Below are 26,775 nucleotides of genomic sequence, written 5' to 3'. Positions count from 1 at the left end.
GATGCGCATCTGGGCAGTCGCCAACCAGAAGGGCGGAGTCGGCAAGACCACCACCACCCTCGCCCTCGGTCGCGGCTTGGCCGCGCTCGGCCACCGCGTGCTGCTGATCGACCTCGACCCGCACGCCTCGCTGACCCGCGCCTTCGGCGTGCCGATCGAGCCGCCGCCCAGCGGCGTGCTGGAGCTGTTCGGCGCGCCGCCGGCCGATCTCTCCACGCTCAGCCACGCCAGCCGCATCGGCGGGCTGGACTACGTGTGCGCGCAGTCCGCGCTGGCCACGCTGGAACGGCGCAGCGCCAACCAGCCGGGTCTCGGCCTGGCCCTGCAGAACGCCCTGACCCGCCACCAGGACCGGCACGACTACATCCTGCTGGACTGTGCACCGACCCTGGGCCTGTTGATGATCAACGCGCTGGCCGCTGCCGACCGCCTGATCATCCCGACCCAGGCCGAGCCGCTGGCCCTGCATGGCCTGGATGGCATGGTGCGCACCGGTGAAATGGTCGAGCGTTCGCGCCGCCGTCCGCTGCCGATCTCGATCCTGCCCACCCTGTTCGACCGCCGCACCCGTACCGGCAACGAATCGCTGCGCGCGATGCAGGACCGGCACGGCAGCCGCGTCTGGGAAGACGCGATCCCGATCGACACCCGCATCAGCAATGCTGCCGGCCTGACCCTGCCCAGCCTCGGCGAGGACTATCCCGGCCGCGGCCTCGCGGCCTACCGGCGTGCGCTGAACTGGATCCTCGGCGAAGACGCGCGCGTGCTGGAGCAGGCCGCATGAACAGCACCGGCCTGCTCGACGATTACCTCGACGAACTGCTCGGCGACGCGATCGCGTCGGCGCCCCGCAGCGACGCCGCGCCCGCCGCCACCGCGCCCCGCCCGGCGGACGCAGACGCGACCGCCGCAGAACGCGAACCGACCTGGGACGACCTCCCCGCCGAGGTCATCTACGAGACCGGCACCGTCGCCGCCGATGCGGCCTTCGACACCGCCGGTAGCGCCGGGCCATGCCCGGCGGACGCAACCGCAACCGCAACCGCCGCCGCACCCGAACCCACCTGGGACGACCTGCCGGCCGACGTCATCTACGAGACCGGCACCGTCGCCCCCGAACTCGATGCCGCCTTCGACACCGCCGGTAGCGCCGGGCCATGCCCGGCGGACGCAACCGCAACCGCAACCGCCGAACGCGAACCGACCTGGGACGACCTGCCCGCCGACGTCATCTACGAGACCGGCACCGTCTCCGCCGATGCCGCCTTCGACACCGCCGGTGGCGCCGGGCCATGCCCGGCGGACGCAACCCCAACCGCAACCGCGCCCGCACCCGAACCCACCTGGGATGACCTGCCGGACGAGGTGATCTACGAGACCGACGCCGCCGAAAGCCTCGCGCACACCGACAGCCCCGGGCTGCAGGCGGCGTTCGAGGCCGCCGCCGTCGGCGATGTGGTCCCTCCGCCGGCGGCACCGATCGCCCGGGTCGCCGCAGCCGCTCCGGCGCCTGCGGCACGCGCCGCGGTGGCGCCGCCGCCGCGGGTGGCCGTGGATGCACCGGCGGCAAACCGCCCTGGCACCTGGCAGGAACTGCAGGCCCAGGCGCATCAACCGGCCAGCAGCCCGCACCCGCAGAGCCGCCGTGCCAGCGAGCGCACCTCGCGTTGGCTGCGCCTGCGCTGCGGCAGCCAGGCCTATGCACTGGAACTGCTGAAGGTGCAGGAAGTCGTGCTGCCGGTACCGCTGCTGCCGCTGCGCGGTACCGCGCCAGCCATGCTCGGCATCATGAACCTGCGTGGCCAGGTGGTGCCGGTGATGGACCTGGGCTTGCATCTGGGCGCCGCCTCGGCCGCCGACGACGCGCAGACCCGCATCGTGGTGCTGGAAGAGGACGGCGAGACCCTCGGCCTGCGCGTGTCGGCCGTGGAGGATGTCGCCAACCTCACCGACTCGCAGATCGAACCGCCCGATACCGCGCGCATCTGCCAGATCTCCAATGAACTGTTCCGCGGCGTCGCCCGGATCAGCCAGCGCCCCATGATCCTGCTCGATGCCACCCAGCTGCTGGGCTGAGGCCGCCGACCGCTCTTCCACGCCTGGCCACGATGGGCTCCCCCGCCCGGCGACCGATACAGCCCTAAAGAACCCGCCCCCGCTGCCGTTATGAATGTCGGAACCGTTTGTCCGGAGCAACGATGAGCACTGTCGAACTGGGTGAGGATCTCGGCATCGAGAGCAGCACCGAGCTCAAGAACCGCCTTTCGCCCCTGGTGGCGGAAGCAGGCGAGCTGACCCTGGATGCAAGCCAGGTCGGTCGCATCCACACCGCCAGCGTGCAGGTGCTGTGTGCCTTCGTACAGGCCCGCCGCGAGGCAGGCCTGGGCACCGGCTTCCACGGTTGCACTGCAACCTTCCGTGACGCTGCACGCCTGTTGGGCGTCACCCAGGCCCTGGGCCTGGACGTACCCCATGACAACCTGAAATCTGTGGAGAACGCTGCATGAGCGCACGTATCTTGGTGGTGGACGATTCGGCGTCGATGCGCCAGATGGTTTCCTTCGCCCTCACCTCGGCCGGTTTTGCCGTCGAAGAAGCTGAAGACGGCGCGGTCGCGCTCGGTCGTGCCAAGGGCCAGCGCTTCAATGCGGTGGTCACCGACGTCAACATGCCGAACATGGACGGCATCGCGCTGATCCGCGAACTGCGCCAGCTGCCGGACTACAAGTTCACGCCGATGCTGATGCTGACCACCGAGTCGGCAGCGGACAAGAAGTCCGAAGGCAAGGCCGCCGGCGCCACCGGCTGGCTGGTCAAGCCGTTCAATCCCGAACAGCTGGTCGCCACCGTGCAGAAAGTGCTGGGCTGATCGCCTCGCACTGTTCCCCCTCTTCGCTTCCGGATCGCCACTGCCATGAGCATGGACCTGCAACGCTTCCACGCCACTTTCTTCGAGGAGAGCCGCGAAGGCCTCGACGCCATGGAGGCTGGCCTGCTGGCCCTGGAATCGGGGCAGCAGGACGCGGAGATCATCAATTCGGTGTTCCGTGCCGCCCACTCCATCAAGGGCGGCGCCGGCACCTTCGGCTTCGATGCCATCGCCGGCCTGACCCACGTGCTGGAAACGCTGCTGGATGAGCTGCGCGCCGGCAAGCGTGCGCTGGAGAGCGCGGCGGTGGACGCGATGCTGTCCTCGGTGGACGTGCTGCGCGCCCTGCTGCGCGAGGCCGAGCACGGCCAGGCCGCCGACCCCGCCGCCGTCGCAGCAGTGAAGGCACGGCTGGAAGCGGTGCTGTCCGGCCAGGCCGCCAGCAGCGCGCCGGCGGCGGCCGCCATCAAGGTGGACGACACCCCGGAAGCGTGGCAGATCGGCTTCACCCCGGCGCCGTCGCTGTTCATGAGCGGCAACGATCCGCTGCGCATCATCCGTGAACTGGAACACCTGGGTTCGCTGCAGGTGGCCGCACGCATGGAACGCCTGCCGGGCTTCGCCCAGCTCGACCCGCTCGAAGCACACCTGGCATGGGACCTTGGCCTGGTCGGCAAGGTCCCGCGCAGCAAGATCGAAGACACCTTTGCCTGGGTGCTGGACGATTGCGAACTGGACATCCGTCCGGCGGCGCCGCCGAGCCTGGCCACCCAGGCCCCGGTTGCCGCCGCGCCCGCCCCGATCACAGCCGCGCCGGCAGCCGCGCCGGCCCCTGGCAGCGGCGCCAGCGCCGAAGCAGAAACCTCCATCCGCGTCAGCGTCGACAAGGTCGATGCGCTGATCAACCTGGTCGGCGAACTGGTCATCACCCAGGCCATGCTCAAGCAGGTCTCGCACGCGCTGGACCCGGTCCATGCCGAAAGCCTGTTCGCCGGCCTGGACCAGCTGGAACGCAATACCCGCGACCTGCAGGAAGCGGTGATCGGCGTGCGCATGCTGCCGGTGGACGCGGTGTTCCGCCGCTTCCCGCGCCTGGTCCGCGACCTGTCCGGCCGCCTCGGCAAGCAGGTGCGCCTGCGCACCATCGGCGAAGGCACCGAACTGGACAAGGGCCTGATCGAAAAGATCGCCGACCCGCTGGTCCACCTGGTGCGCAACTCGATCGACCATGGCCTGGAAATGCCGGACGTGCGTCGCGACGCCGGCAAGGACGAGACCGGCACGATCACCCTGGCCGCGTCGCACCAGGGCGGTCACATCGTCATTGAAGTCAGCGATGACGGCCGCGGCCTGAACCGCGAGAAGATCCTGGCCAAGGCCCACGAACGCGGCCTGGCGGTGCCGGACAACCCGACCGATTCGCAGGTCTGGGACCTGATCTTCCAGCCCGGCTTCTCCACCGCCGATGCGGTCACCGATCTCTCCGGCCGCGGCGTCGGCATGGACGTGGTCCGCCGCAACATCCAGGCACTGGGGGGCGAGGTGCAGATCGAAAGCAGCCTGGGCAGCGGCACCCGCACGCTGATCCGCCTGCCGCTCACCCTGGCCATTCTCGACGGCATGACCGTGGCGGTGGCCGGAGAAACGCTGATCCTGCCGCTGGCCTATGTGCTGGAGGCCCTGCAGCCGCAGGCCGAAGACATCCGCAGCATGGCCGGCGAAGGCCGCGTGCTGCGCGTACGCGGTGAGTACCTGCCGATCCTGTCGCTCAGCGAATACTACGGTTACGGCCAGCGCGCACCGGGCAGTGAATCGCTGGTGGTGGTGGTTGAAGGCGACGGCCAGAAGATCGCCCTGGAAGTGGACGAACTGGTCGGCCAGCAGCAGGTGGTGGTGAAGAACATCGAGAACAACTACCGCCGCATCGGCGGGGTGTCCGGTGCCACCATTCTCGGCGACGGCCGTGTGGCGCTCATCGTCGACATCGGTGGCCTGGTGCGCTCGCTGAGGATGCCGCAGGCCGCCTGATCCGCGCCGCCGCGCCGACCCACACCGCCGCCCTCCGGGGCGGCGGTTTTCGTTTGCGGTCACGCCGCTGGCGCAGGCGCGGCAACGCGTTGCCCGCGTCCCGGCACCAACTGTGATCTTCATCGCAGGCGTAGTTTCGTCCGCAACCGTCGATGCATCCGAAAGCCCTCGCCCGGCAAGGCTTTCGAGCACTTCGCCCTACGCCACCGAATGTGACATCCGTCCATAAAGTACGACGCAGCGGCGCCGTTATCCCGGTTGACGGCAGTCACCGAAGCCCCACCCGGCACCACCGTTCCCTCCTGCAACGACCTTTTTGCCTGCGCCCTTGCCGCCGGCATTCTGCCCACCTTGGAGCACCCTGCATGAAGTGGTTCCACGATCTGCCCATCGCCCGCAAGCTGGCTGTGGGATTCACCCTGACCACCCTGATGACCGTCGTACTGGGCGCGTTCGCCCTGGTCCGCCTGTCCGAAGCCAACGCACAGCTGAGCGCGATGGCCTCCAACGATATTCCGTCGGTGCAGTACCTCGGCGAAGTGCGTTCGCAGCTGGGTGAGTTCCGTACCTACGAACTGGCCCAGCTGACCATGCTCGACCAGCCGGACAAGGTGGCCGACTACAACAAGCGCATGAACGACACCGCCGCCGTGGTGCGCGAGCAGCTGGCGGCCTATGCCAGGCTGCCGGCCGGGGCCAAGGAACGCACCCTGTACCAGGCCGTGCAGACCGATGTGGACGCCTACTTCGCGGCCAACGACAAGCTGCGCGCGGCCGCCTCCAGCGGCGATGGCGTGCTGGCCCAGCAGATCTCCGACGAGCAGTCGCGTCCGCTGCGGCGCAAGGCCTTCGAGGATCTGAAGACACTCGGCGCGTACAGCAGCTCGCTGATGCAGGGCAAGATCGAGACGGCCAATGCCACCCATCGCAACAGCATGCTGGCGATCATCGCCGCGATCGTGCTGCTGGTGGTGGTGGCGGCAACGCTGGCCGTGGTGATCTCGCGCGCGGTGGTCGGCCCGCTCGGCAAGGCCGTGCACGCCATCCAGGCGGTGGCCCGCGGCGACCTCAGCGTCACCACCCAGGCCACCGGCAAGGATGAAGCCGGCCGCATGCTCGCCGCCACCGGCGAGATGACCGCGATGCTGCGGCGCTTCTCCGAGCAGACCCAGCTGATGGCGCAGATGCATGCCGGCCCGGATATCAGCCACCGCATCCCCGAAGACTTCCCCGGCGTGTACGGGCAGCTGGCCGGCGGCATCAACACGGTCATCTTCGAACACCTTGATTCGATCCGCGATGCCATCGACGTGCTCAACCAGTACGCCACCGGCAACCTGACCCCCGACGCACGCCGCCTGCCGGGCAGCCGCGCCATCCTGCACGAGTCGATGGATGCGGCCAAGGCCAGCCTGCTGGCCATCAATACGCAGATCCAGCAGCTGGCCTCGGCCGCGGCAGCCGGCGATTTCAGCCAGCGTGGCGACGCGCAGCGGTTCGATCACGATTTCCGCGTGATGATCGAACAGCTCAACAGCATGATGCAGGTCGCCGACGGCAACCTCGGCCAGCTCTCGCAACTGCTGCAGGCCATTGCCGCAGGCGACCTGACCGCGCGCATGGATGGCCAGTTCCACGGCGTGTTCGCACGCATGCGTGACGATGCCAACACCACCGTTGCCCAGCTGACCCAGATCGTCAGCCAGATCCAGGCCAGCGCGTCCAGCATCACCCTGGCCGCCGGCGAGATCGCCTCGGGCAACAGCGACCTGTCGCGCCGTACCGAGCAGCAGGCCGCCAACCTGGAAGAAACCGCCGCCTCGATGGAGGAACTGACCTCCACCGTGCGCCAGAACGCCGAGCACGCGCGCCAGGCCAACCAGCTGGCGATCGGCGCGCACGGCGTGGCCTCGCAGGGCGGTGAGGTGGTGGGCCAGGTGGTCACCACCATGTCGGCCATCGAAGCCTCGTCGAAGAAGATCGCCGAGATCATCTCGGTCATCGATGGCATCGCCTTCCAGACCAACATCCTGGCACTGAACGCCGCGGTGGAAGCCGCGCGTGCCGGCGAACAGGGCCGCGGGTTCGCCGTGGTCGCCAGCGAAGTGCGTACCCTCGCCCAGCGTTCGGCCGCCGCCGCCAAGGAGATCAAGGGCCTGATCGATGATTCGGTCGGCAAGGTCGCCGAAGGCTCCAGCCTGGTCCACCAGGCCGGCAGCACCATGGGCGAGATCGTCGCCTCGGTGCAGCGCGTGACCGACATCATGGCCGAGATCTCCGCTGCCTCGCAGGAGCAGTCGGCCGGCATCGAGCAGGTCAACCAGACCGTGGTGCAGATGGACGAAACCACCCAGCAGAACGCCGCGCTGGTGGAAGAAGCCACCGCCGCCGCACGTGCGATGGAAGACCAGGCCGCACAGCTGGGTGAAGCGGTTGCACGCTTCCGCCTGGCCGCGCACAGCCACGGCAGTGCCGAACCGCGCAGCGCGGTCGCCGTCACCGCCGGCGCTGCGCGCAAGCCGGCCGCGGTAGCCGCCGCCCCGGCACCGGCACGCGCACGCAAGCCGGTGGCCCAGCCGGTACTGGCCGGCGACGGTGACTGGCAGGAGTTCTGACGTACCGCCGGGGTGGCCCAGGCCACCCCGGACCCGCGGTGCCCGCGCCGTCGCGCCCTGCACCCCGTCACAGTTATTCATCCCGACTGAAAAATTCATTTAATCCAGCTTCAGCTTCACCCATCGGCGGCCGCTAACCGATCCACGGTCCAACGCCAACCTGCCGATGCCCGCCAGCACCGCCGACAATCTGACACCGGTGTCGCGCACCCGCGCGATCGCCGGCGCATTGCTGCTTGCCGCCTGGATCGGCTGGACCCTGCCGGCCCTGTGGGCGCAGGCGCGCCCCGCCCCCGTGCGGCATGCCAGCGACTGGACCGCCGCACAGCTGCTGGCGCAGTTGCCGGCCGACGTCATGCTCGCCAGTACCGTGCAGCCGCTGCTGTTGCACAACCCCTCGCTGTGCCCCTGCGCCCAGGCCCTGCCGCCCGGTGCGCTGCAGCGGCAAGCCGGCACCTCGGCCCTGCCCTTCGAATGGCTGGTGCTGGCCGACCGGCGGCTGATCTATGCCGGGCCGGCGCTGCTCGATCGCAGCTGCGGCAGTACCCCCGTCGCCGCCACCGCGCTGGTCACCCACCTGCTGCGTGAGCCGCAGGCGTCCCTGCTGCTTTCCCCGCATTGCCCATGCCAGAAGGAGTAGCGCATGCATGCTTCGACCCGTTCCACCACGGCATCGGCCGGTCACCCCACCCTTCCCTACCTGCGCACGCTGGGCGCCGCCGCCGACCGCCTGTTCCTGGGCGTGACCGTTGCCCTGGTGCTGGTGTCACTGGCGCTGGCGGCACGTAATGGCCAGTGGACCCCGTGGCTGGCCGTCGCCCTGCCGGCAGTGCTGGTCAGCGCGCTGCAGGTGCACTGGCTGCCCGGCAGCCGGCTCAGCCGCTGCACGCTGGCACTGGCGTGGATGGTGCTGTCGGCCACGCTGATCCACCAGACCCACGGCCAGCTGGAAACCCACTTCACGGTGATCGTGTTGATCGCCCTGCTGCTGTACTACCGCGACTGGTTGCCGATCGTGGTCGCCGCAGCGGCCATCGCGGTGCATCACGTCGTGTTCTATGCGCTGCAGGCGCGCGGCCTGCCCTACCCGGTGTTTGCCGCGGGCAGTGGCCTGGGGGTACTGGCGCTGCACGCGCTGTATGTCGCGGTGGAAGCCGGTCTGCTGTCGGTGATGGCCGTGCAGATGCGGCGGCAGCTGCTGCTGCTCGGCCACGACCCGCAACACCTGGCGCAGCTGGCACACGGCCTGGCCGAAGACCGCCCGCTGCCGGCTTCGCTGCAGGCGGCACAGTTTCCGCGCGACTCGCTCGCCGCCGCACTGGTGCAGACCAGTAGCCAGCTGCTGCGGCGGCGCGAACGCGAACAGGCCGGCAACCGTGAGTCGCTGCGCATCCGCACCGCGCTGGACGATGTCACGACCCACGTGATGATCGCCGACCGTGAGCGCAACATCGTGTTCGTCAACCGACCGCTGCAGCGCATGCTGGCCGCCGCCGAAGCCGACCTGCGCCACGACCTGCCGCAGTTCGATGCCGCCGACCTGATCGGCCGCAACATCGACATCTTCCATCGCAACCCGGCGCACCAGGCCGCGCTGCTGGACGGGTTGACCGGCACCTACCGTGCGCAGATCCGCATCGGCGGGCGCAGCATGCGGCTGATCGTCAACCCGATCATCGGTGACGACGGCCAGCGCCAGGGCTTTGTCGTGGAATGGGCCGACCGCACCACCGAGATCCAGGTCGAAGAGGAACTGCGCCGCATTGTCGAAGCCGCGGCACTGGGCGACTTCAGCGGGCGCGTGGACACCGCCGGCAAGGAGGGCTTCTTCCTGCAGCTGGCCGAACGCCTGAACGGCCTGCTCGACGCCAACGCCAGCAGCATCGAACAGATCTCGCAGCTGCTGTCGGCGCTGTCGCGCGGTGATCTGACCGTGCACATGCAGGGCAGCTTCCACGGGGTGTATGCGCGCATCCGCGACGATGCCAATGCCACTGTCGCGCAGCTCACCGGCATCGTCGGCAGCATCCAGGCCGCCTCGGACCGCCTGACCGCCACCGCCGCCGGCCTGGCGCAGGGCAATGGCCATCTGGCCGAGCGCACCGAACAGCAGGCCGCCAGCCTGGAAGAAACCGCCGCCACGATGGAAGAGCTGACCGCCACCGTGCGCCAGAACGCCGGGCACGCGCACCAGGCCAACCAGCTGGCCAGCAGCGCGGCAGGCATCGCCGGTCGCGGGGGCGAGGTGGTCGGACGGGTGGTCACCACCATGTCGGCCATCGAAGCCTCGTCGAAGAAGATCGCCGAGATCATCTCGGTCATCGACGGCATCGCCTTCCAGACCAACATCCTGGCATTGAACGCTGCGGTGGAAGCCGCGCGTGCCGGCGAACAGGGCCGCGGCTTCGCCGTGGTCGCCAGCGAGGTGCGCACCCTGGCACAACGCTCGGCCGCAGCGGCCAAGGAGATCAAGGGCCTGATCGACGACTCGGTCGGCAAGGTGAGCGGTGGATCGGCACTGGTGCAGCAGGCCGGCACCACAATGGCGCAGATCGTGCAGGCCGTGCAGCAGGTCAACCAGATCATGGCGGACATCGCAGCCGCCTCGCAGGAACAGAGCAGCGGCATCGAGCAGGTCAACCAGAGCATCACCCAGATGGACAGCAGCACCCGCCAGAACGCGGCACTGGTGGAGGCGTCCACGCACGCCACGGCGGACATGGCCGAACAGGCCACGCTGCTGGCGGCGGCGGTGGCCCGCTTCCACCTGCATCCCGGCGAGGGCGATCCGGCGGTGATGCAGCGGGTCCGGCAGATCGCCGGCATCGAGCGCTGAGCGCACCGGCGCCGACTGGACACCCACAATGGAAAGTGACCAAACTCACACTTCATAATCCGGCACAGCCGCCGATACCTCTTTCGAGCCATGCGCCCACGCGCACCGGCGCCCGCCCCTGACCCCAGATTCCATGTCCGACGGCCACGACACAGCACAGCCCGATGCCCATGCGGCCGACGCCGCCGACGAACGCTTCCTGGTCCGCAATCCTCGCCAGCTGCGCCAGCTGCTGCGTTCATTGATCGACCAGCGTTCGCTGATCAACGCACACATCGACGGACGCGACCGCTCGTTCCCGACCGCCCTGCTCGACCTGGACGAAGACGACGACGTGCTGCTGCTCGATGGCAGCCCGCAGGAAGCGGCCAACCGTGCCGCCGAACAGGCCGACCACCTGCTCTGCTTTGCCCAGCTGGAACGGGTGCTGGTGCGCTTCCGCCTGCACGGCCTGCAGCGGATCGACAACGATGGCCACGTTGCCTTCCGTGCGGCGCTGCCCGAGGAACTGGTGCATCTGCAGCGCCGCGAGCTGTACCGGCTGGAAACCCCCATCACCGATTCGCCGCAGCTGCTGCTGCCCGCGGGCGAAGCCCGCGCCGAAGCGTTGTCGATGCGCGTGGTGGACATCAGCGGCGGCGGCCTGGCCGTGACCGTACCCAGCGACTCGGCCCTGTTCAGCCTGCAGAAGCGGTATCCGGCCCAGCTGTCGATGCCGGATGGCCCGGACCTGCAGATCGAACTGGTGGTCTGCAACCTGCTGCCGCAGCGCCTGCCCAACGGCACCGAAGTGAAGCGCGTCGGCATGCGCTTCGAGACCCTGCCGCGCGGCGCCGACAGCGCCATCCAGCGCTACATCTTCCGCGTCGACCGCCAGCGCAAGGCGCGCAAGAACGGCGAGCTGTAAGTCAGGCGCCCCGCGGAGCACCGGGCCATTCTCCCCCCGGTAGCGCCGGGCCATGCCCGGCGAACCCAACCCCCGCCACCCGACCGGTAGCGCCGGGCCATGCCCGGCGAACCCAGCCCCCGCCACCCACCCGGTAGCGCCGGGCCACGCCCGGCGAACCCAGCCCCCGCCGGCGCCACTAAAGTCCCCCCACGCGGGGCCGATATCGAGCCTGACACACCGGGACTTCCGGCAGAACCAGGACCCCTCGATGAACGACAAGAACAGCTCCGCCGCCAGCGCCGGTGGCGAATTCCTCAGCTTCACCCTCGGCGCCGAGCACTACGGCGTGGACATCCTCAAGGTGCAGGAAATCCGCGGCTACGATGCGGTCACCCGCGTGCCGGACGCTCCGGACTACATCAAGGGCGTGATCAACCTGCGCGGCACCATCGTGCCGGTCATCGACCTGCGCCTGAAGCTGCGCCTGGACGACGCGCGCTACGACGCCTTCACCGTGATGATAGTGCTGAACGTGGAAGACCGCGTGGTCGGCATCGTGGTGGACAGCGTCTCCGACGTGATCCCGCTGTCGGCCGAACAGATCCGCCCGACCCCGGAATTCGGCGCCGCCGTCGATACCCGCTTCATCTCCGGCATCGGCACCCACGACGACCGCATGCTGATCCTGCTCGACATCGAGACCCTGCTCGACAGCGCCGACATGGGCCAGGCCGCCGCCATCGAAGACGCCGCCGCCTGAGCCTGCGGACCTTCTTCACGTTTCTGTCATGCCGCCCTTCAGTTCCCCGCATCGATGCCGATAGGGGGACAGAAGCCGGTGGCGCAGGAGCGCGCAGCACCGGATCCACCGTCACCATCCCCGGAGAATCACCCCGATGAAGTCCCTGCTTGCGTTCGTTTCGGCCGCTGTCCTGGCCACCACCGCTACCTCCGCCTTCGCCCAGTCGGCCGAGATGATTCCGCCGGAAATGGCACCGCGTGCGGTCGGCAAGGACGGCATGGTCTGCGGCAAGGTCGAGAAGGCCCGCTTCGCAGAAGGTTCCGAAGGCCAGCCGACCTTCCTGTACATGGGCGGCGCGTTCCCGCGCCACACCTTCTCGGCGCGCATCGCCGGCGAGAACCGCAGCAAGTTCTCCTTCCCGCTGGAAACCCTGGAAGGCAAGACCGTCTGCGTGATCGGCAAGATCCAGCGCGACGCCTCGCGCGCGGAAATCGAAGTCAGCTCGCCGGCCAGCCTGAAGCTGGCCAACATCAAGTAATCCGCTGTCCGTCAGACCACGCCGGCCCCGCTGCCGGCGTGGCTGTTGCAGCCGGGCCCTGTGCCCGGTCGCGTCTGCCTTAGGAGATCGCAACGCCCATGCCGTGGATCAACAACCTGAAACTGATGCCGAAGCTGATGCTGACCTTCGGCGTCCTCTTGCTGGTGATGCTGCTGCAGGGCATCGTCGCCTACCGTGGCCTGCATTCGCTGAACAACGTGACCACCGAGCTGGCCGGTTCGCGCATGGAGAGCATCCGCCTGGCCGGCGAGATGCGCGGCATGCTGGGCGAGTACCGCAACAGCGCCTACCAGCAGCTGATCCGCGCCAGCGATGAGGTCAAGGCCGACGCGCGCAAGCAGGCCGTCGCACTGCGCACCAGCATGGATACCTCCATCAAGGACTATCCGAAGCTCGTCGACAATGCCCAGCAGAAGAAGCTGTTCGACACCTTCGCCAAGGACTGGAAGGACGCGCTGGCGTCCTACGACAGCGTCACCGAAATGCTGGAGCTGGACCTGCCCGACGATGCGATCGATACCTTCGTCGGCGAGACCCGCACCAAGCACCGCAAGGCCGCCGCTGCCCTGGAAGCGCTGATTGCCGAAGACAACCGGCTGGCCCGCGCATCGCGCGAGCAGGCCGAATCCACCTATGCCGCCTCGGCGGTGCTGACCGTCATCGCCCTGCTCGGCGGCGCCGCGCTCGGCCTGGTGCTGGTGTGGCTGTTCGCCCGTGCCCTGGTCGGCAGCGTGCGTGGCGCCGTGTCGGTGGCCAACGACGTGGCCGGTGGCAAGCTGGACGGCCACATCGATGTCAGCCGCCAGGATGAAGTGGGCGAACTGATGCAGGCCATGCAGCGCATGCAGCGCGATCTGCGCGAGCGCACCGAGACCGACCAGGCCATCGCCCGCGAGAACCTGCGCATCCGTACCGCGCTGGACTACAGCTCGACCGGCGTCTACCTGACCGACCCGAACAACACCATCGTCTACAGCAACCGCGCCCTGCAGCAGACCCTGGCCCAGTACCAGGACGAACTGCGCCGTGACCTGCCGGACTTCGATCCGCAGGCCTCGCTGGTCGGCAAGCCGGTCACCGTGCTCGAGCACCGTGGCGAGATGGACAACACCCTGCTGGCCAACCTCAAGCAGCACGGCGTCGCCCGCCGTCCGATGCAGTACGGTGAAGCCCAGTTCGCGCAGGTGGTGTCGACCATCCGCAACGACGACGGCGACACCGTCGGCTACGTGGTGGAATGGCGCGACCGTACCCAGGAAGCCCAGGTGGAAGCCGAAGTGGCACGCGTCATCGCCCAGGCGGCCGCCGGCGACCTGTCCGGCCGCATCGACGCGACGGACAAGGAAGGCTTCTTCCTGCAGCTGGCACAGCAGATCAATGGCCTGCTGGACGCCAACTCGGGCAGCATCGAACAGATCTCCGGCCTGCTGGCAGCGCTGTCGCAGGGTGACCTGACCGTGCGCATGCACGGCGATTACCAGGGCGTGTTCGCCCGCATGCGTGACGATGCCAACGCCACCGCCGCGCAGCTCAGCGAGATCGTCACCCGCATCAAGCAGTCCAGCCGCGCGATCAGCTCGGCCGCCGGCGAGATCGCCTCGGGCAACAGCGACCTGTCGCGCCGCACCGAGCAGCAGGCTGCCAACCTGGAAGAAACCGCCGCGTCGATGGAGGAACTGACCTCCACCGTGCGCCAGAACGCCGAACACGCCCGCCAGGCCAACCAGCTGGCGATCGGCGCACACGGCGTGGCTTCGCAGGGCGGTGAAGTGGTCGGCCAGGTGGTCACCACCATGTCGGCCATCCAGGCCTCGTCGAAGAAGATCGCCGAGATCATCTCGGTCATCGACGGCATTGCCTTCCAGACCAACATCCTGGCGCTGAACGCTGCGGTGGAAGCCGCGCGTGCCGGCGAACAGGGCCGCGGTTTCGCCGTGGTCGCCAGCGAAGTGCGTACCCTCGCCCAGCGTTCGGCCGCCGCCGCCAAGGAGATCAAGGGCCTGATCGATGATTCGGTCGGCAAGGTCAACGACGGCTCGGCACTGGTGCACAAGGCCGGCGCCACCATGGGCGAGATCGTCGCCTCGGTGCAGCGCGTGACCGACATCATGGCCGAGATCTCCGCGGCCTCGCAGGAGCAGTCGGCCGGCATCGAGCAGGTCAACCAGACCGTGGTGCAGATGGACGAAACCACCCAGCAGAATGCCGCGCTGGTGGAAGAAGCCACCGCTGCTGCGCGCGCGATGGAAGAACAGGCCGGCCACCTCAGCGAGGCCGTGTCGATCTTCGTGGTGGACGAAGCGGACGTGGCGGCCACGGCGCGCACCACCGCCCCGGCCCCGCGGGCTGCAGCACCGGCCGCCCCGGCGCCGACCGCCCCACCGGCCCGCCGCACGGCAGGCGGTCGCCCGATGGCCACCGAACTGGCCGACGGAGACTGGCAGGAGTTCTGATGCCTGCCTGAGCTGACGTACGAAAATGCCCTGGCCTTGCGCTGGGGCGTTTTCGTTTACGGGGTATCTGGATATCCAGCCAACGGCGAAGCCCCTCGGGGTGGTCGGTCGAAAAGCTGGGCTGCTGGGGTTGGCCGGGAGAGTGGATTGCGCAGGGGACGCCGTGAATACGTCCTTGCAGGCTCGGGCGCGCCATCCATGGCGCTTACGCCCCTGCGCCACCCACCCACCCGGCCACGGACAGTTTCCCTGCGCGTCCACCCCGGATTGAAGAAAGAAGAGCAAGAGCAACAGCCGCACCGCTTCCGAGGTCGGATCCGTTTCCGCAGGAAAACGGATCCGACCCCTCTTTCCACTTGGAAACCCAACGCTCTTGCTGCCCACCCCGACCCGGCCAATCCATAGCAACCCATCGCCATGACCTGCTGTTGCTGTTGCTGTTGCCGTTGCTGTTGCTGTTGCTGTTGCTTCAAAAGCCTGCCGCAGGCAGCGCCGCAGCCGCCGCTGCAAGGAAACCTGAATACGTTCGAACAGCGCACCTCAATCCCCCGCCCACGCGGCCGATAACGAGGTAGTCACAGTGTGTCCTGCCGTGACCGGCTCGGCGCCGCCCGCCTGCTTCAACCTGGTCCTGCTCGATGAATCTCCTGCATCGCTGGCAACACTACTTCAGCAATCTCTCCGTCCGGCGCAAGCTCAACCTGCTGACGCTGCTCATCGCGCTCGGCGTGATCGCACTGTCGGTGATTGCTGCGCGCATGCAGTACCTGGACCTCAACGAAACCCGTACGTCCTCGCTGAAGACCCAGGTCGAACTGACCTACGGCATCCTCGACCACTACCACGGGCTGGCCACCAGCGGCGAACTCACCGAGCCCGCCGCCCGCCAGGCGGCGCTGGACGCACTGGCGCGCATGCGCGCCGACCACGACACCTACTACTACAGCGTCTACGACACCCAGTACCGCGTGCTGATGCATCCGTTCCGCAAGGACCTGGTCGGCAAGGACATGAAGGACTTCCGCTCCGAGGACGGCGTGCAGCTGTTCCACGACCTGGTCGAAGTGGCACGCAAGGGCGGCGGCGTGGTGTCCTACAAGTGGGCCAAGGCCAACAGCGAAGGCCTGTACGACAAGGCGTCCTATGCCGGCCTGTTCGAACCGTGGCAGTGGGTGGTCAGCAGCGGCGTCTACATGGAGGACGTGCAGCAGCAGGCGCTGGTGTTCACCGCCATCATGACCCTCGCCGGCGGCGTGCTGGTGCTGATCGTGCTGGCCCTGAGCTGGGTCATCGGCAACCGCATCGCGCGCCCGCTGAAGCAGGCCACCGCCGTCGCAGAGGGCATCGCAAACGGCAGGCTGGACAGCCACATCGGCCCGCAGCCCCATGACGAACCCGGCCGTCTGCTGGAGGCGATGTCCGGCATGCAGCAGCAGCTGCACGCAGTGATCAACGGCCAGCGCGAAATGGCCCGCCGCCACGATGGCGGCGAACTGAGCTACCGCATCGATGCCGGCGCCTTCCCCGGCGAGTACGGCCTGATGGTGCAGGAGACCAATGCCCTGGTCGGCGGCCACGTGCAGACCCTGCACGACGTCCTCGCGGTGGTGCAGCAGTACGCGGTGGGCGACCTCAGCCATGACATCGCCCGCTACCCGGGCGAGAAGGCGGCGATGACCACCACCGTCGACACGGTCAAGGCCAACCTCGGCCGCATCAACGCCGAGATCAAGCAGCTGGCCAGTGCCGCCGCCGCAGGCGATTTCAGCCGCCGTGGCGACGCCCAGCGCTTCGATCACGATTTCCGCGTGATGCTGGAGAACCTCAACGCGATGATGGCGGTCAGCGACGAGAATCTTGGCAAGCTCTCGCAGCTGCTGTCGTCCATTGCCGATGGCGACCTGACCGCCCGCATGCACGGCGACTACCAGGGCGTGTTCGCGCGCATGCGCGACGATGCCAACGCCACCGTTACCCAGCTGACCCAGATCGTCGGCCAGATCCAGGCCAGCGCATCCAGCATCACCCTGGCCGCCGGCGAGATCGCCTCGGGCAACAGCGATCTGTCGCGCCGTACCGAGCAGCAGGCTGCCAACCTGGAAGAAACCGCCGCGTCGATGGAGGAACTGACCTCCACCGTGCGCCAGAACGCCGAACACGCGCGCCAGGCCAACCAGCTGGCGATCGGCGCACACGGCGTGGCTTCGCAGGGCGGTGAAGTGGTCGGCCAGGTGGTCACCACCATGTCGGCCATCGAAGCCTCGTCGAAGAAGATCGCCGAGATCATCTCGGTCATCGACGGCATCGCCTTCCAGACCAACATCCTGGCGCTGAACGCTGCGGTGGAAGCCGCGCGTGCCGGCGAACAGGGCCGCGGCTTCGCCGTGGTCGCCAGCGAAGTGCGTACCCTCGCCCAGCGTTCGGCCGCCGCCGCCAAGGAGATCAAGGGCCTGATCGATGATTCGGTCGGCAAGGTCAACGACGGCTCGGCACTGGTGCACAAGGCCGGCGCCACCATGGGCGAGATCGTCGCCTCGGTGCAGCGGGTGACCGACATCATGGCCGAGATCTCCGCGGCCTCGCAGGAGCAGTCGGCCGGCATCGAGCAGGTCAACCAGACCGTGGTGCAGATGGACGAGACCACCCAGCAGAACGCCGCGCTGGTGGAAGAAGCCACCGCCGCCGCACGTGCGATGGAAGAACAGGCTGGCCAGCTCGCCGACGCGGTGGCGATCTTCCGCCTCGACAACCAGGTGGCCAGCGCGGTGAAGGCAGTGACCGCCCGGATCGAGCCAGCGGCGGCCCACCCGGCGCCGCCACGCCAGCAGCCCGGCCCGGCCCCGATCCGTCGTAGCCACTCCAGCACCGTCGCGTCCAGCGACGGCGACTGGCAGGAATTCTGATCCCCCGCGGTGGCTGTTGCCACCGCCCGCCGATGGACGCGTCTCCCGTGCAAACCCCCACCTCCAACGTCAGTGGCTCGCGCGAATTCGACTTCGCCGACCGAGATTTCCGCCGCGTCTGCGACCTGATCTACCAGCGCGTGGGCATCGCCCTCGCCCCGGCCAAGCGGGACATGGTGTACGGACGCCTGTCGCGGCGCCTGCGCACGCTGGGCATGCGCAGCTTCCAGCAGTACCTGGACCATCTGGAACAGGGCGACGGCGACGAGTGGCAGGCCTTCACCAACGCGCTGACCACCAACCTCACCGCGTTCTTCCGCGAACCGCACCACTTCGACAAACTGCGCGAGGAACTGCAGCAGCGCCATGGGCGCGGCCCGCTGCTGCTGTGGTCCTGCGCGGCGTCCACCGGCGAAGAACCCTATTCAATGGCGATCACCGCCTGCGAAGCGTTCGGCACACTGAAGCCACCGGTGCGCATCATCGCCACCGATGTCGATACCCAGGTGCTGGCCACGGCCGGCCGCGGCGTGTACGCCATCGATCGCGTCGCAGGCCTGGATCACGACCTGCGACGCCGCTATTTCCAGCGCGGCAGCGGCCCCAACGAAGGCCAGTGCCGGGTTCTGCCTGCGCTGCGCGAACTGATCGAGTTCCGCCCGCTGAACCTGCTGGCGCCGCGCTACGACGTCGGTGGTCCGTTCGACGCGCTGTTCTGCCGCAATGTGATGATCTACTTCGACAAGCCGACCCAGCGCGCCATCCTCGGTCGCCTGGTGCACCACCTGGCCGACGACGGCCTGCTCTACACCGGCCACTCGGAGAACTACCTGCACGCGGCCGACCTGATCCAGCCCTGCGGACGCACCCTGTACCGTCGTGCCCAGGGGGCCGGCGCATGAATGCTTCGCTGCGTACCGACGATGTGATGCGCTACCAGGACGCACGCTTCAAGACCATCGCCGCCAAGTTGCTGCCGACCCAGTACCTGGTGGTGGACGACACCACCGCGCTGACCACCACGCTGGGCTCCTGCGTGGCGGCCTGCCTGCGTGACCCGGTGTTGAAGATCGGCGGCATGAACCATTTCCTGCTGCCCGAGGGCAATGCCGGCGACGGCGCGCCCGCGCGCTATGGCAGCTACGCGATGGAACTGCTGATCAACGACATGCTCAAGCGCGGCGCGCACCGCAAGCGCATCGAAGCCAAGGTGTTCGGCGGCGCCAACGTGCTCAAGGGCTTCACCAGCAACCCGGTCGGCACCCGCAACGCCGAGTTCGTGCGCCAGTACCTGCAGGCCGAGCACATTCCGATCATCGCCGAGGACCTGTGCGGCATCCACCCGCGCAAGATCTGGTTCTTCGCCGATACCGGCCGCGTGGTCGTGCAGCGCCTGCCGCATGCACACGAAGCCGAAGTGGCCGCGACCGAATCGGCGGTGCGTGCACGCCTGTCCAAGGCCCCGGTCACCGGTGGCGTGGAGCTGTTCGAATGACCCTGTCCGGCAACGCCCCCTGCCGGGTCCTGATCGTCGACGACTCCGCCGTGGTACGGCAGATGCTCACCGAGATCCTGTCCAGCGACCCGGCCATCGACGTGGTCGGCACCGCTGCCGATCCGCTGCTGGCACGCGAGAAGATCAAGCGCCTGGCGCCGGACGTGATCACCCTGGACGTGGAAATGCCCCGCATGGATGGGCTGGCGTTCCTGGAAAACCTGATGCGCCTGCACCCGCTGCCGGTGGTGATGATCTCCTCGCTGACCGAGCGCGGCGCCGATACCACCCTGCAGGCATTGGGGCTGGGCGCAGTGGACTTCGTCTCCAAGCCCAAGCTCGACGTCGCGCGTGGCCTGCAGGGCTACGCCGACGAGATCATTGCCAAGGTGAAGATGGCGGCGCGCTCGCGGGTGCGCCCGCTGGTCCGTGCCGCGGCACCCAAGCTCACGCTGGATGCCGCGCCGCCGCCCCGTGCAGCCGCCACGCAGTTCCGCACCACCGACCGCCTGATCGCAATCGGTTCCTCGGCCGGCGGCACCGAAGCGCTGCGGGTGGTGCTCGAAGGCATGCCCGCCGACGGACCGGCCGTGGTGATGACCCAGCACCTGCCGGCCAGCTTCAGCACGGCCTTCGCCGAGCGGCTGGACCGGCATTCGGCGATGGCGGTGCGCGAGGCCAGCGATGGCGAAGCGGTACTGCCCGGGCACGCGTATCTGCCGCCCGGCGGCAAGCACCTGCGGATCATCCGCGACGGTGCACGCTGGCGCTGCCGGGTCGACGACGGCCCCGCGGTGAACCGGCACAAGCCGGCGGTGGACGTGCTGTTCCGCTCGGTCGCGCAGAGCGCCGGCAGCAACGCGATCGGCGCCATCCTCACCGGCATGGGCGATGACGGCGCCCGTGGCCTGCTGGAAATGCGCCAGGCCGGCGCACCGACGCTGGTGCAGGACGAGGCCACCAGCGTGGTCTGGGGCATGCCCGGCGCCGCGTTCAAGCTGGGCGCGGCTGAAGAACAGGTGCCGCTGGAGCGGATTGCCGAGCGTTTGCTGGCGCTGGCCCGCGGCTGAGCGTCTTCGGCGTCACCTCTGCCACTCCCTTTTTTCCACGTGCCGGCCGGGAAAGGCCGGCACGGATGTTTCGATTTTCATGGAGCTTGACCATGGCCCTGCGCGCCCTCCCCACCCGACCCTCCCTGCTGGCAGTCGCCCTGCTGGCCCCACTGGCGGCTACCGCTGCCACCGCACCGGCCACGTCCGTGCCCGCCCCCCACAGCGATGGCCCCGCCTCCTGGACCGAGCGTGTGCAGATCCTGAGCGGCCCGGACAACGCAGCGAAGCGTCTGCATGCGCCCGACGTGGCGCTACGCATCGTCACTCCCGATGACAGCGAGGCACTGACACCGAAGGGACTGGCCCTGCTGTTCAGCGGCAACGAGCCGGACTACTTCCGGCGCAACCAGCTGCCCGGCACCATCATCGAGGGCCAGGCCAGCCCCGCCATCACGCTGATGCCGAACGTGGCCAAGGCGCTGGTGGGCGGCTACTTCCGCTACGCACCCGACGCGGTGCCCACGCAGACCAGTACGCTGCGCTTCAGTGCAGATGACTGGGTGCTGGTACACCAGGGCAATACGCGCAAGGATCCGCTGTACCGCCTCAACCATTCCAGCACGATCCAGCAGCGCCGCGCCGATGGCAGCCTGGCCGAGATCATCAGCTGCAACGACAGTGATGACCGGGCGACCCTGGGCGCGTGGCAGGCCGATGACTACGCCAGGCTCAAGAGCGCGGCGCAGAAGATCACCATGAAGTGCATCGACAAGCTCATCAAGCGGATACCGGCGATGTACCCACGCCCGCTGGCGGCTGAAGATCTCAGCGCCTACGCCGGTGGCGTCGTGCCGCCGGCACGGGTGCGCGTGTACGCCGATTTCGGCCGGACCACCACCCTGCTTACCGATGCGTCGTGCCGCGACGACTTCCGCGACCGCATCGACGTCAAGTACAACAATGCCGGTGACAAGGGCCTGCTGGGCATTCCCAGCACCGAGGCGCTGCGCAGCAAGAAGAACCAGCGGTTCTCCACGCTCAGCTATCAGGAATACGAAGTTCCCGGTGGCAAGCCGCTGATCTTCGAGGCGGCCTTTGATCCCAAGAGCGGCCTGTACTGCACGGGCACGCTGTCCGGCCAGTTCGTGGCCAAACCCGGCCAGGACTATGAAGTGGAGTTTGAAGTGGCCGACAAGATGTGCCGGCTGCATGTCCGCCAGGTGCATGCCGATGGCAGCGTGACGCCGCAGCAGGCGCGGGCGACCCCCGCCATCTGCGAGCGCACGCGTGCGCCGGTGCGCATCGAACCGCGCCAGGAGATGCAGGTCCTGCTGTTCACGCCGGGCAAGCTGCAGATCCAGGACGCCACCCGGAACAGTGCGCCGCAGCAGCTGGGCGACGACGCCAGCGCCAACGCCAGCGAGGCACTGCAGCAGGTGCTGCAGCAGGCCAGCAGCACCCCCGGTACGCGGTTGTGCATCGTCACGCCCGGCAGCAGCTACCGCAGCCCACTGCGCGATGTGCTCTGGAACCAGGTGCTGGAATCGCCACAGGCGCTGCCCAGTCTGTGGGTGGAGGCTGCCGCGGTGCCCCCGTCACACGACGCCGCAGCAGCTGCCGAGGTCGATCTCGCCACCGCCATGACTCACTGCAAGGCCATCCCGATCAAGGAGTTCGCCGCGTACTGATGGCGATGCCACGCGGGCGGGATGGGTGATGTCATCCCGCCTGCGTGTCGGCCGTGGTGCCGGCACACGCCGGATGTGCTCTCGGGTAGCGCCGGGCCATGCCCGGCGTGATCTTCAATGCGGGGCAAGTTGCCCCGACTGTCATCTGGGGCTCGGTCGCAGGCTCGCCAGAACGGATCGGTCAGGCTTCATCAACTGCAAGGTCCGGTCTGCCTTCAACATCTCAAATAGACCATCCGCTCGATGATGAATCGATAGGAATCCCTGCTCAAACAGCATTGTTCCTGTGTCAGGATCAAGGAGATTAACCGTAACATCACCGGCACTGTTTCGCTCACGCACGGAAACCAAGCCATTGGAAACACTCACGTAGCCGTGGCGGGGCGCCAGCCTCCACCGCCCCGACTCATCCAGAAGGCCCCAGCGGCCACGCAGTGAGAGGGCATAAACCCTTGTTCCATCCGCCAAAAGCTCCGGTGAGGGATCATGCGGGGTGAAATCAGCCACCGCATTCCCGTGTGGATCGAGTATGTGATACCCGGGGTCATATCCCGGCCGCTCGAATGCCGCGACCAGACTCGGACCCAATGGTTGTATCCGACGATAGCGAGGAGGAATCAGCCAAGCGCCAGCGGCATCTATTACACCCCATCCTCCATCGGCTTCGGCCAACAGCAGTTGGTCATCCAGTCCTGCCGCAGTTTGAAAAGGCGCAAGTCGGTAGTACAGGGAAGACGAGATGCTGCCATCCTCCAGCATCATGAAACGCACCCCCGCTTCGCCGGGCTTTTGATACTGGACCATCCTGCGATTCAACGGATGCAGGTCCGCATGGTGGTGCGCGGAGCGCGGCAATCCATCCAGGCCCATTACGTATTCGTCATCCTCCGAACCGAAAATTACGTAGCCTACGCTTTCAGCGCGGTCGTCTGTCTCCAGGCAGTGGGCTGGAGGCGCTGGGAACCGCCGCCCGGTGCGGGTGAAATGCAAGCACGCACCATCGGCGGCTACCGCAGACAGCAGGTACTCACCCCGGCCAAACTTGAACCGATATCGACCCATGGGCGCCACTTGCACCCCGTGGGAATCCAGCACCGTGTCGTTCCCGCCTTGGGTGGCGAGCGCGAAACCCGACCTGTTGAACGTCATCTGGTCGTAGTCCTGACGCCCTATGCCTGCCAGCGATCGATCAACCAGGCCAAAGTGGACACCATCGCGCGAAGCAATGGCCACTTCTGCCTCATGACCCACGGGACCAAAACTACCAAAGACACTGAAAACGGGACCGGCTTTGCCCTTCGCGTCAAGGAAGCGGGTCGTGCAGCGCCGCTTTTCACTGTTGCAGAGCTCTACAGCCGGGTTTCCAGCCCAGGACGCCGACCGCAGGAGATCGATCTCGCCTTTCTCCTCAAACCGACGCACCAATCGGCCTCGTGCATTGAAGAAGTCAATTCGCTTGTACGCCTTGGGTGGGCTCCGCAGCAATACCTGGGCTTCGATCACCCCGTTGCGATGTACCTCAACCCAGTCGTAATGCCCTTCAAGGACGATACGTCCTTCTGAATTCATGACGCCCCAGCTCTTCCCCCTTTGGAAGACCGCCACTCCATTCTTGAATGGGCGGATGTACTGTATTCCCCGATGCTCGGCCAATTGCCGGCCCGTGCCATCCAGCATCACGCAGCGGCCCTCGTGACAGAGGCTGTGGCGTGTAGTGCTATCGAAACGTGGCGGCGGCTTGGTCGGCTGCGGCATCGCAGACGCCGGCGTTGCGCCGACCGACGGCGCCATGGTCAGGATTACAGAAGCAAGCAGAATGCCTAAGGCTTGACCAGTGATGGTGCAGCGATGGGGAGGGCTGGAAGTCAACAGAAATGAACGGCGCATCTCAGACAAGACCAAAAGGATCTTTCACGGTAGGCGCTGCGCAACGCCAGAGGAATGCAATCATTCCGAAAAATGCCGCTCCACAAAAAACCCCCGGCTCGCACCGGGGGTTCTTCGTTTACCGCATCAACCGATCAGCAGGATCAGGCAGCAACCGTCTTAGCCACGTCCTGGTATTCCTCGATCTGGTCGAAGTTCATGTAGCGGTAGATCTCCGCACCATTGGCGTTGATCACGCCGATGTCCGCCATGTACTCCTCCTTGGTCGGGATGCGGCCCAGGCGCGAGCAGATCGCCGCCAGTTCCGCCGAACCCAGGTACACGTTGGTGTTGCGGCCCAGGCGGTTCGGGAAGTTGCGGGTCGAGGTCGACATCGCGGTGGAGCCTTCGCGGATCTGCGCCTGGTTGCCCATGCACAGCGAGCAGCCCGGCATTTCCATGCGTGCACCGGTGGCGCCGAAGGTGCCGTACACGCCTTCCTTGGTCAGCTCGGAGGCATCCATCTTGGTCGGCGGGGCCACCCACAGGCGGGTCGGCAGGTCACGCTTGCCTTCCAGCAGCTTGGCAGCGGCACGGAAGTGACCGATGTTGGTCATGCACGAACCGATGAACACTTCGTCGATCTTGGCGCCGGCGACTTCGGACAGGGTCTTCACGTCGTCCGGGTCGTTCGGGCAGGCCACGATCGGCTCGTGGATGTCGGCCAGGTCGATCTCGATGACGGCAGCGTATTCGGCGTCGGCATCCGGCTCCAGCAGCTCCGGGTTGGCCAGCCATGCTTCCATCTTCTCGATACGGCGCTGCAGCGAACGCGGATCCTGGTAACCCTCGGCGATCATCCACTTCAGCAGCGTGATGTTGCTGTTGAGGTACTCGATGATCGGCTCCTTGTTCAGGCGCACCGAGCAACCGGCCGCCGAACGCTCGGCCGACGCATCGGACAGTTCGAAGGCCTGTTCGACCTTCAGTTCCGGCAGGCCTTCGATTTCCAGGATGCGACCGGAGAAGATGTTCTTCTTGCCGGCCTTGGCCACGGTCAGCAGGCCCGACTTGATCGCGTACAGCGGGATCGCGTTGACCAGGTCACGCAGGGTCACGCCCGGCTGCATCTGGCCCTTGAAGCGCACCAGCACCGACTCCGGCATGTCCAGCGGCATCACGCCGGTGGCGGCAGCGAAGGCGACCAGGCCCGAACCGGCCGGGAACGAAATGCCGACCGGGAAACGGGTGTGCGAGTCACCACCGGTACCGACGGTGTCCGGCAGCAGCATGCGGTTGAGCCAGCTGTGGATCACGCCGTCGCCCGGACGCAGCGAGATGCCGCCGCGGGTGGAGATGAACTCCGGCAGGGTGTGGTGGGTCTTGACGTCCACCGGCTTCGGGTACGCGGCGGTGTGGCAGAACGACTGCATCACCAGGTCGGCCGAGAAGCCCAGGCAGGCCAGGTCCTTCAGCTCGTCGCGGGTCATCGGGCCGGTGGTGTCCTGCGAGCCGACCGAGGTCATCTTCGGTTCGCAGTAGGTGCCCGGGCGCATGCCCTGGCCTTCCGGCAGACCGCAGGCGCGGCCGACCATCTTCTGCGCCAGCGAGAAGCCCTTGCCGGTGTCGGCCGGCTGCACCGGCAGGCGGAACAGGGTGGTCGGGGCCAGGCCCAGCGCTTCACGCGCCTTGCCGGTCAGGCCGCGGCCGATGATCAGCGGAATGCGGCCACCAGCGCGCACTTCGTCGAACAGCACTTCCGACTTGACCTGGAATTCGGCGATCACTTCACCGTTCTTCAGCGCCTTGCCGTCGTACGGACGCAGTTCCACCACATCGCCGTGCTCCATCTTCGACACGTCCAGCTCGATCGGCAGTGCACCGGCATCTTCCATGGTGTTGTAGAAGATCGGGGCGATCTTCGAACCCAGGCAGACGCCACCGGCACGCTTGTTCGGGATGAACGGAATGTCATCGCCGGTCCACCACAGCACGCTGTTGGTGGCCGACTTGCGCGAGGAACCGGTGCCGACCACGTCGCCCACGTAGGCGACCAGGTGGCCCTTGTCCTTCAGGTCGAGAATCTGCTGGATCGGGCCGCGCTTGCCGTCTTCTTCCGGGGTGAACGGCGCGTCGTCGCGCTTGTTCTTCAGCATCGCCAGGGCGTGCATCGGGATGTCCGGGCGGGTGGTCGCGTCCGGTGCCGGCGACAGGTCGTCGGTGTTGGTCTCGCCCGGCACCTTGAACACGGTGACGGTCAGGCTCTGCGGCACTTCCGGGTTGCTGGTGAACCACTCGGCGTCGGCCCAGCTCTGCAGCACGGCCTGGGCGTTGGCGTTGCCCGCCTTGGCCTTTTCCTGCACGTCATGGAAGGCATCGAACACCAGCAGGGTCTTCTTCAGCCCGTTGGCGGCGATGGTGCCGACGCTGGCATCGTCCAGCAGCTGCACCAGCGGGGCGACGTTGTAACCGCCGAGCATGGTGCCCAGCAGTTCGGTGGCGCGTTCGCGGCTGATCAGCGGGTTCTGCTCGCTGCCCAGAGCGATCGCCGCCAGGTACGAGGCCTTGACCTTGGCCGCGTCATCGACGCCGGCCGGCACGCGGTGGGTCAGCAGGTCGAGCAGGAACTCGGCCTCGCCCTGCGGCGGATTCTTCAGCAGTTCGATGACATCGGCCGTCTGCTGCGCGCTCAGCGGCAGCGGCGGGATGCCAAGCGCAGCGCGCTCGGCGACGTGGTGGCGGTAGGCTTCCAACATGACAACTCCCGGGTAATGCGTAGG

At 67.5% G+C, this 26,775-nt stretch carries 19 protein-coding genes; 17 read left to right on the top strand and 2 right to left on the bottom strand.

The window, feature by feature from the left end:
* Nucleotide 1 precedes the first annotated feature (1 nt).
* The 17 genes from Q5Z10_RS10695 to Q5Z10_RS10615 all read left to right on the top strand — a co-directional run bounded on the left by Q5Z10_RS10695 (nt 2) and on the right by Q5Z10_RS10615 (nt 22,129).
* A complete protein-coding gene (locus tag Q5Z10_RS10695) occupies nt 2–784 on the top strand; it encodes a ParA family protein (RefSeq protein WP_303639054.1) in 783 nt (260 codons plus the stop codon).
* On the top strand, nt 781–2,076 hold the full coding sequence (locus Q5Z10_RS10690; RefSeq protein ID WP_303639053.1) for a chemotaxis protein CheW: 1,296 nt from the start codon (nt 781–783) through the stop codon (nt 2,074–2,076). The genes Q5Z10_RS10695 and Q5Z10_RS10690 overlap by 4 nt, the downstream gene beginning before the upstream one ends.
* Before the next feature lie 122 nt (nt 2,077–2,198).
* On the top strand, nt 2,199–2,507 hold the full coding sequence (locus Q5Z10_RS10685) for an STAS domain-containing protein (protein WP_059064119.1): 309 nt from the start codon (nt 2,199–2,201) through the stop codon (nt 2,505–2,507).
* The gene (locus Q5Z10_RS10680) at nt 2,504–2,869 is read left to right on the top strand and encodes a response regulator (protein ID WP_025878971.1); all 366 of its coding nucleotides are present in this window, start codon (nt 2,504–2,506) and stop codon (nt 2,867–2,869) included. The genes Q5Z10_RS10685 and Q5Z10_RS10680 overlap by 4 nt, the downstream gene beginning before the upstream one ends.
* 45 nt (nt 2,870–2,914) lie before the next feature.
* Nucleotides 2,915–4,897, top strand: coding sequence for a chemotaxis protein CheA (locus tag Q5Z10_RS10675; protein ID WP_303639052.1), 1,983 nt, complete (start codon nt 2,915–2,917; stop codon nt 4,895–4,897).
* A 365-nt stretch (nt 4,898–5,262) separates the two neighbouring features.
* Entirely contained in the window at nt 5,263–7,512 is a 2,250-nt protein-coding gene (locus Q5Z10_RS10670; RefSeq protein ID WP_303639051.1) for a methyl-accepting chemotaxis protein, read from the top strand.
* A 166-nt stretch (nt 7,513–7,678) separates the two neighbouring features.
* Complete coding sequence (locus tag Q5Z10_RS10665) at nt 7,679–8,152, top strand: hypothetical protein (protein WP_303639050.1); 474 nt, start codon at nt 7,679–7,681, stop codon at nt 8,150–8,152.
* Nucleotides 8,153–8,155: 3 nt separating this feature from the next.
* The gene (locus Q5Z10_RS10660) at nt 8,156–10,348 is read left to right on the top strand and encodes a methyl-accepting chemotaxis protein (RefSeq protein WP_303639049.1); all 2,193 of its coding nucleotides are present in this window, start codon (nt 8,156–8,158) and stop codon (nt 10,346–10,348) included.
* 133 nt (nt 10,349–10,481) lie between these two features.
* Nucleotides 10,482–11,255 (top strand): flagellar brake protein, encoded by a 774-nt coding sequence (locus Q5Z10_RS10655; RefSeq protein WP_303639048.1) that lies wholly within the window; start codon nt 10,482–10,484, stop codon nt 11,253–11,255.
* Between the two features lie 250 nt (nt 11,256–11,505).
* On the top strand, nt 11,506–11,997 hold the full coding sequence (locus Q5Z10_RS10650) for a chemotaxis protein CheW (protein ID WP_303639047.1): 492 nt from the start codon (nt 11,506–11,508) through the stop codon (nt 11,995–11,997).
* Between the two features lie 136 nt (nt 11,998–12,133).
* A complete protein-coding gene (locus tag Q5Z10_RS10645) occupies nt 12,134–12,517 on the top strand; it encodes a hypothetical protein (RefSeq protein WP_303639046.1) in 384 nt (127 codons plus the stop codon).
* Nucleotides 12,518–12,615: 98 nt separating this feature from the next.
* Nucleotides 12,616–14,991, top strand: coding sequence for a methyl-accepting chemotaxis protein (locus Q5Z10_RS10640; protein ID WP_303639045.1), 2,376 nt, complete (start codon nt 12,616–12,618; stop codon nt 14,989–14,991).
* 638 nt (nt 14,992–15,629) lie between these two features.
* Nucleotides 15,630–17,894: a methyl-accepting chemotaxis protein gene (locus Q5Z10_RS10635; protein ID WP_303639044.1), complete on the top strand. Its 2,265-nt coding sequence runs from the start codon at nt 15,630–15,632 to the stop codon at nt 17,892–17,894.
* A 32-nt stretch (nt 17,895–17,926) separates the two neighbouring features.
* Entirely contained in the window at nt 17,927–18,796 is an 870-nt protein-coding gene (locus Q5Z10_RS10630) for a CheR family methyltransferase (RefSeq protein WP_303639043.1), read from the top strand.
* Nucleotides 18,793–19,389: a chemoreceptor glutamine deamidase CheD gene (gene cheD / locus Q5Z10_RS10625; RefSeq protein WP_008264676.1), complete on the top strand. Its 597-nt coding sequence runs from the start codon at nt 18,793–18,795 to the stop codon at nt 19,387–19,389. Before Q5Z10_RS10630 ends, cheD begins: the two co-directional genes overlap by 4 nt.
* Nucleotides 19,386–20,459 carry a protein-glutamate methylesterase/protein-glutamine glutaminase gene (locus tag Q5Z10_RS10620; protein WP_303639042.1) on the top strand — a complete coding sequence of 358 codons (1,074 nt, stop codon included), beginning with the start codon at nt 19,386–19,388 and terminating at the stop codon, nt 20,457–20,459. Before cheD ends, Q5Z10_RS10620 begins: the two co-directional genes overlap by 4 nt.
* Nucleotides 20,460–20,551: 92 nt before the next feature.
* A complete protein-coding gene (locus Q5Z10_RS10615) occupies nt 20,552–22,129 on the top strand; it encodes a hypothetical protein (protein ID WP_303639041.1) in 1,578 nt (525 codons plus the stop codon).
* Between the two features lie 141 nt (nt 22,130–22,270).
* Here Q5Z10_RS10615 and Q5Z10_RS10610 read toward each other — a convergent pair whose 3' ends face one another.
* Nucleotides 22,271–24,016, bottom strand: coding sequence for a WG repeat-containing protein (locus tag Q5Z10_RS10610; protein WP_345783986.1), 1,746 nt, complete (start codon nt 24,014–24,016; stop codon nt 22,271–22,273).
* 143 nt (nt 24,017–24,159) lie between these two features.
* Nucleotides 24,160–26,751 (bottom strand): bifunctional aconitate hydratase 2/2-methylisocitrate dehydratase, encoded by a 2,592-nt coding sequence (gene acnB / locus Q5Z10_RS10605; RefSeq protein ID WP_303639039.1) that lies wholly within the window; start codon nt 26,749–26,751, stop codon nt 24,160–24,162.
* Nucleotides 26,752–26,775 lie beyond the last annotated feature (24 nt).

The organism is Stenotrophomonas sp. 704A1, from assembly GCF_030549525.1.
Classification (GTDB): domain Bacteria; phylum Pseudomonadota; class Gammaproteobacteria; order Xanthomonadales; family Xanthomonadaceae; genus Stenotrophomonas; species Stenotrophomonas tuberculopleuritidis.
Note: the sequence above shows the minus strand (reverse complement) of the source record. Positions and strands in the feature narration are given on the sequence as shown.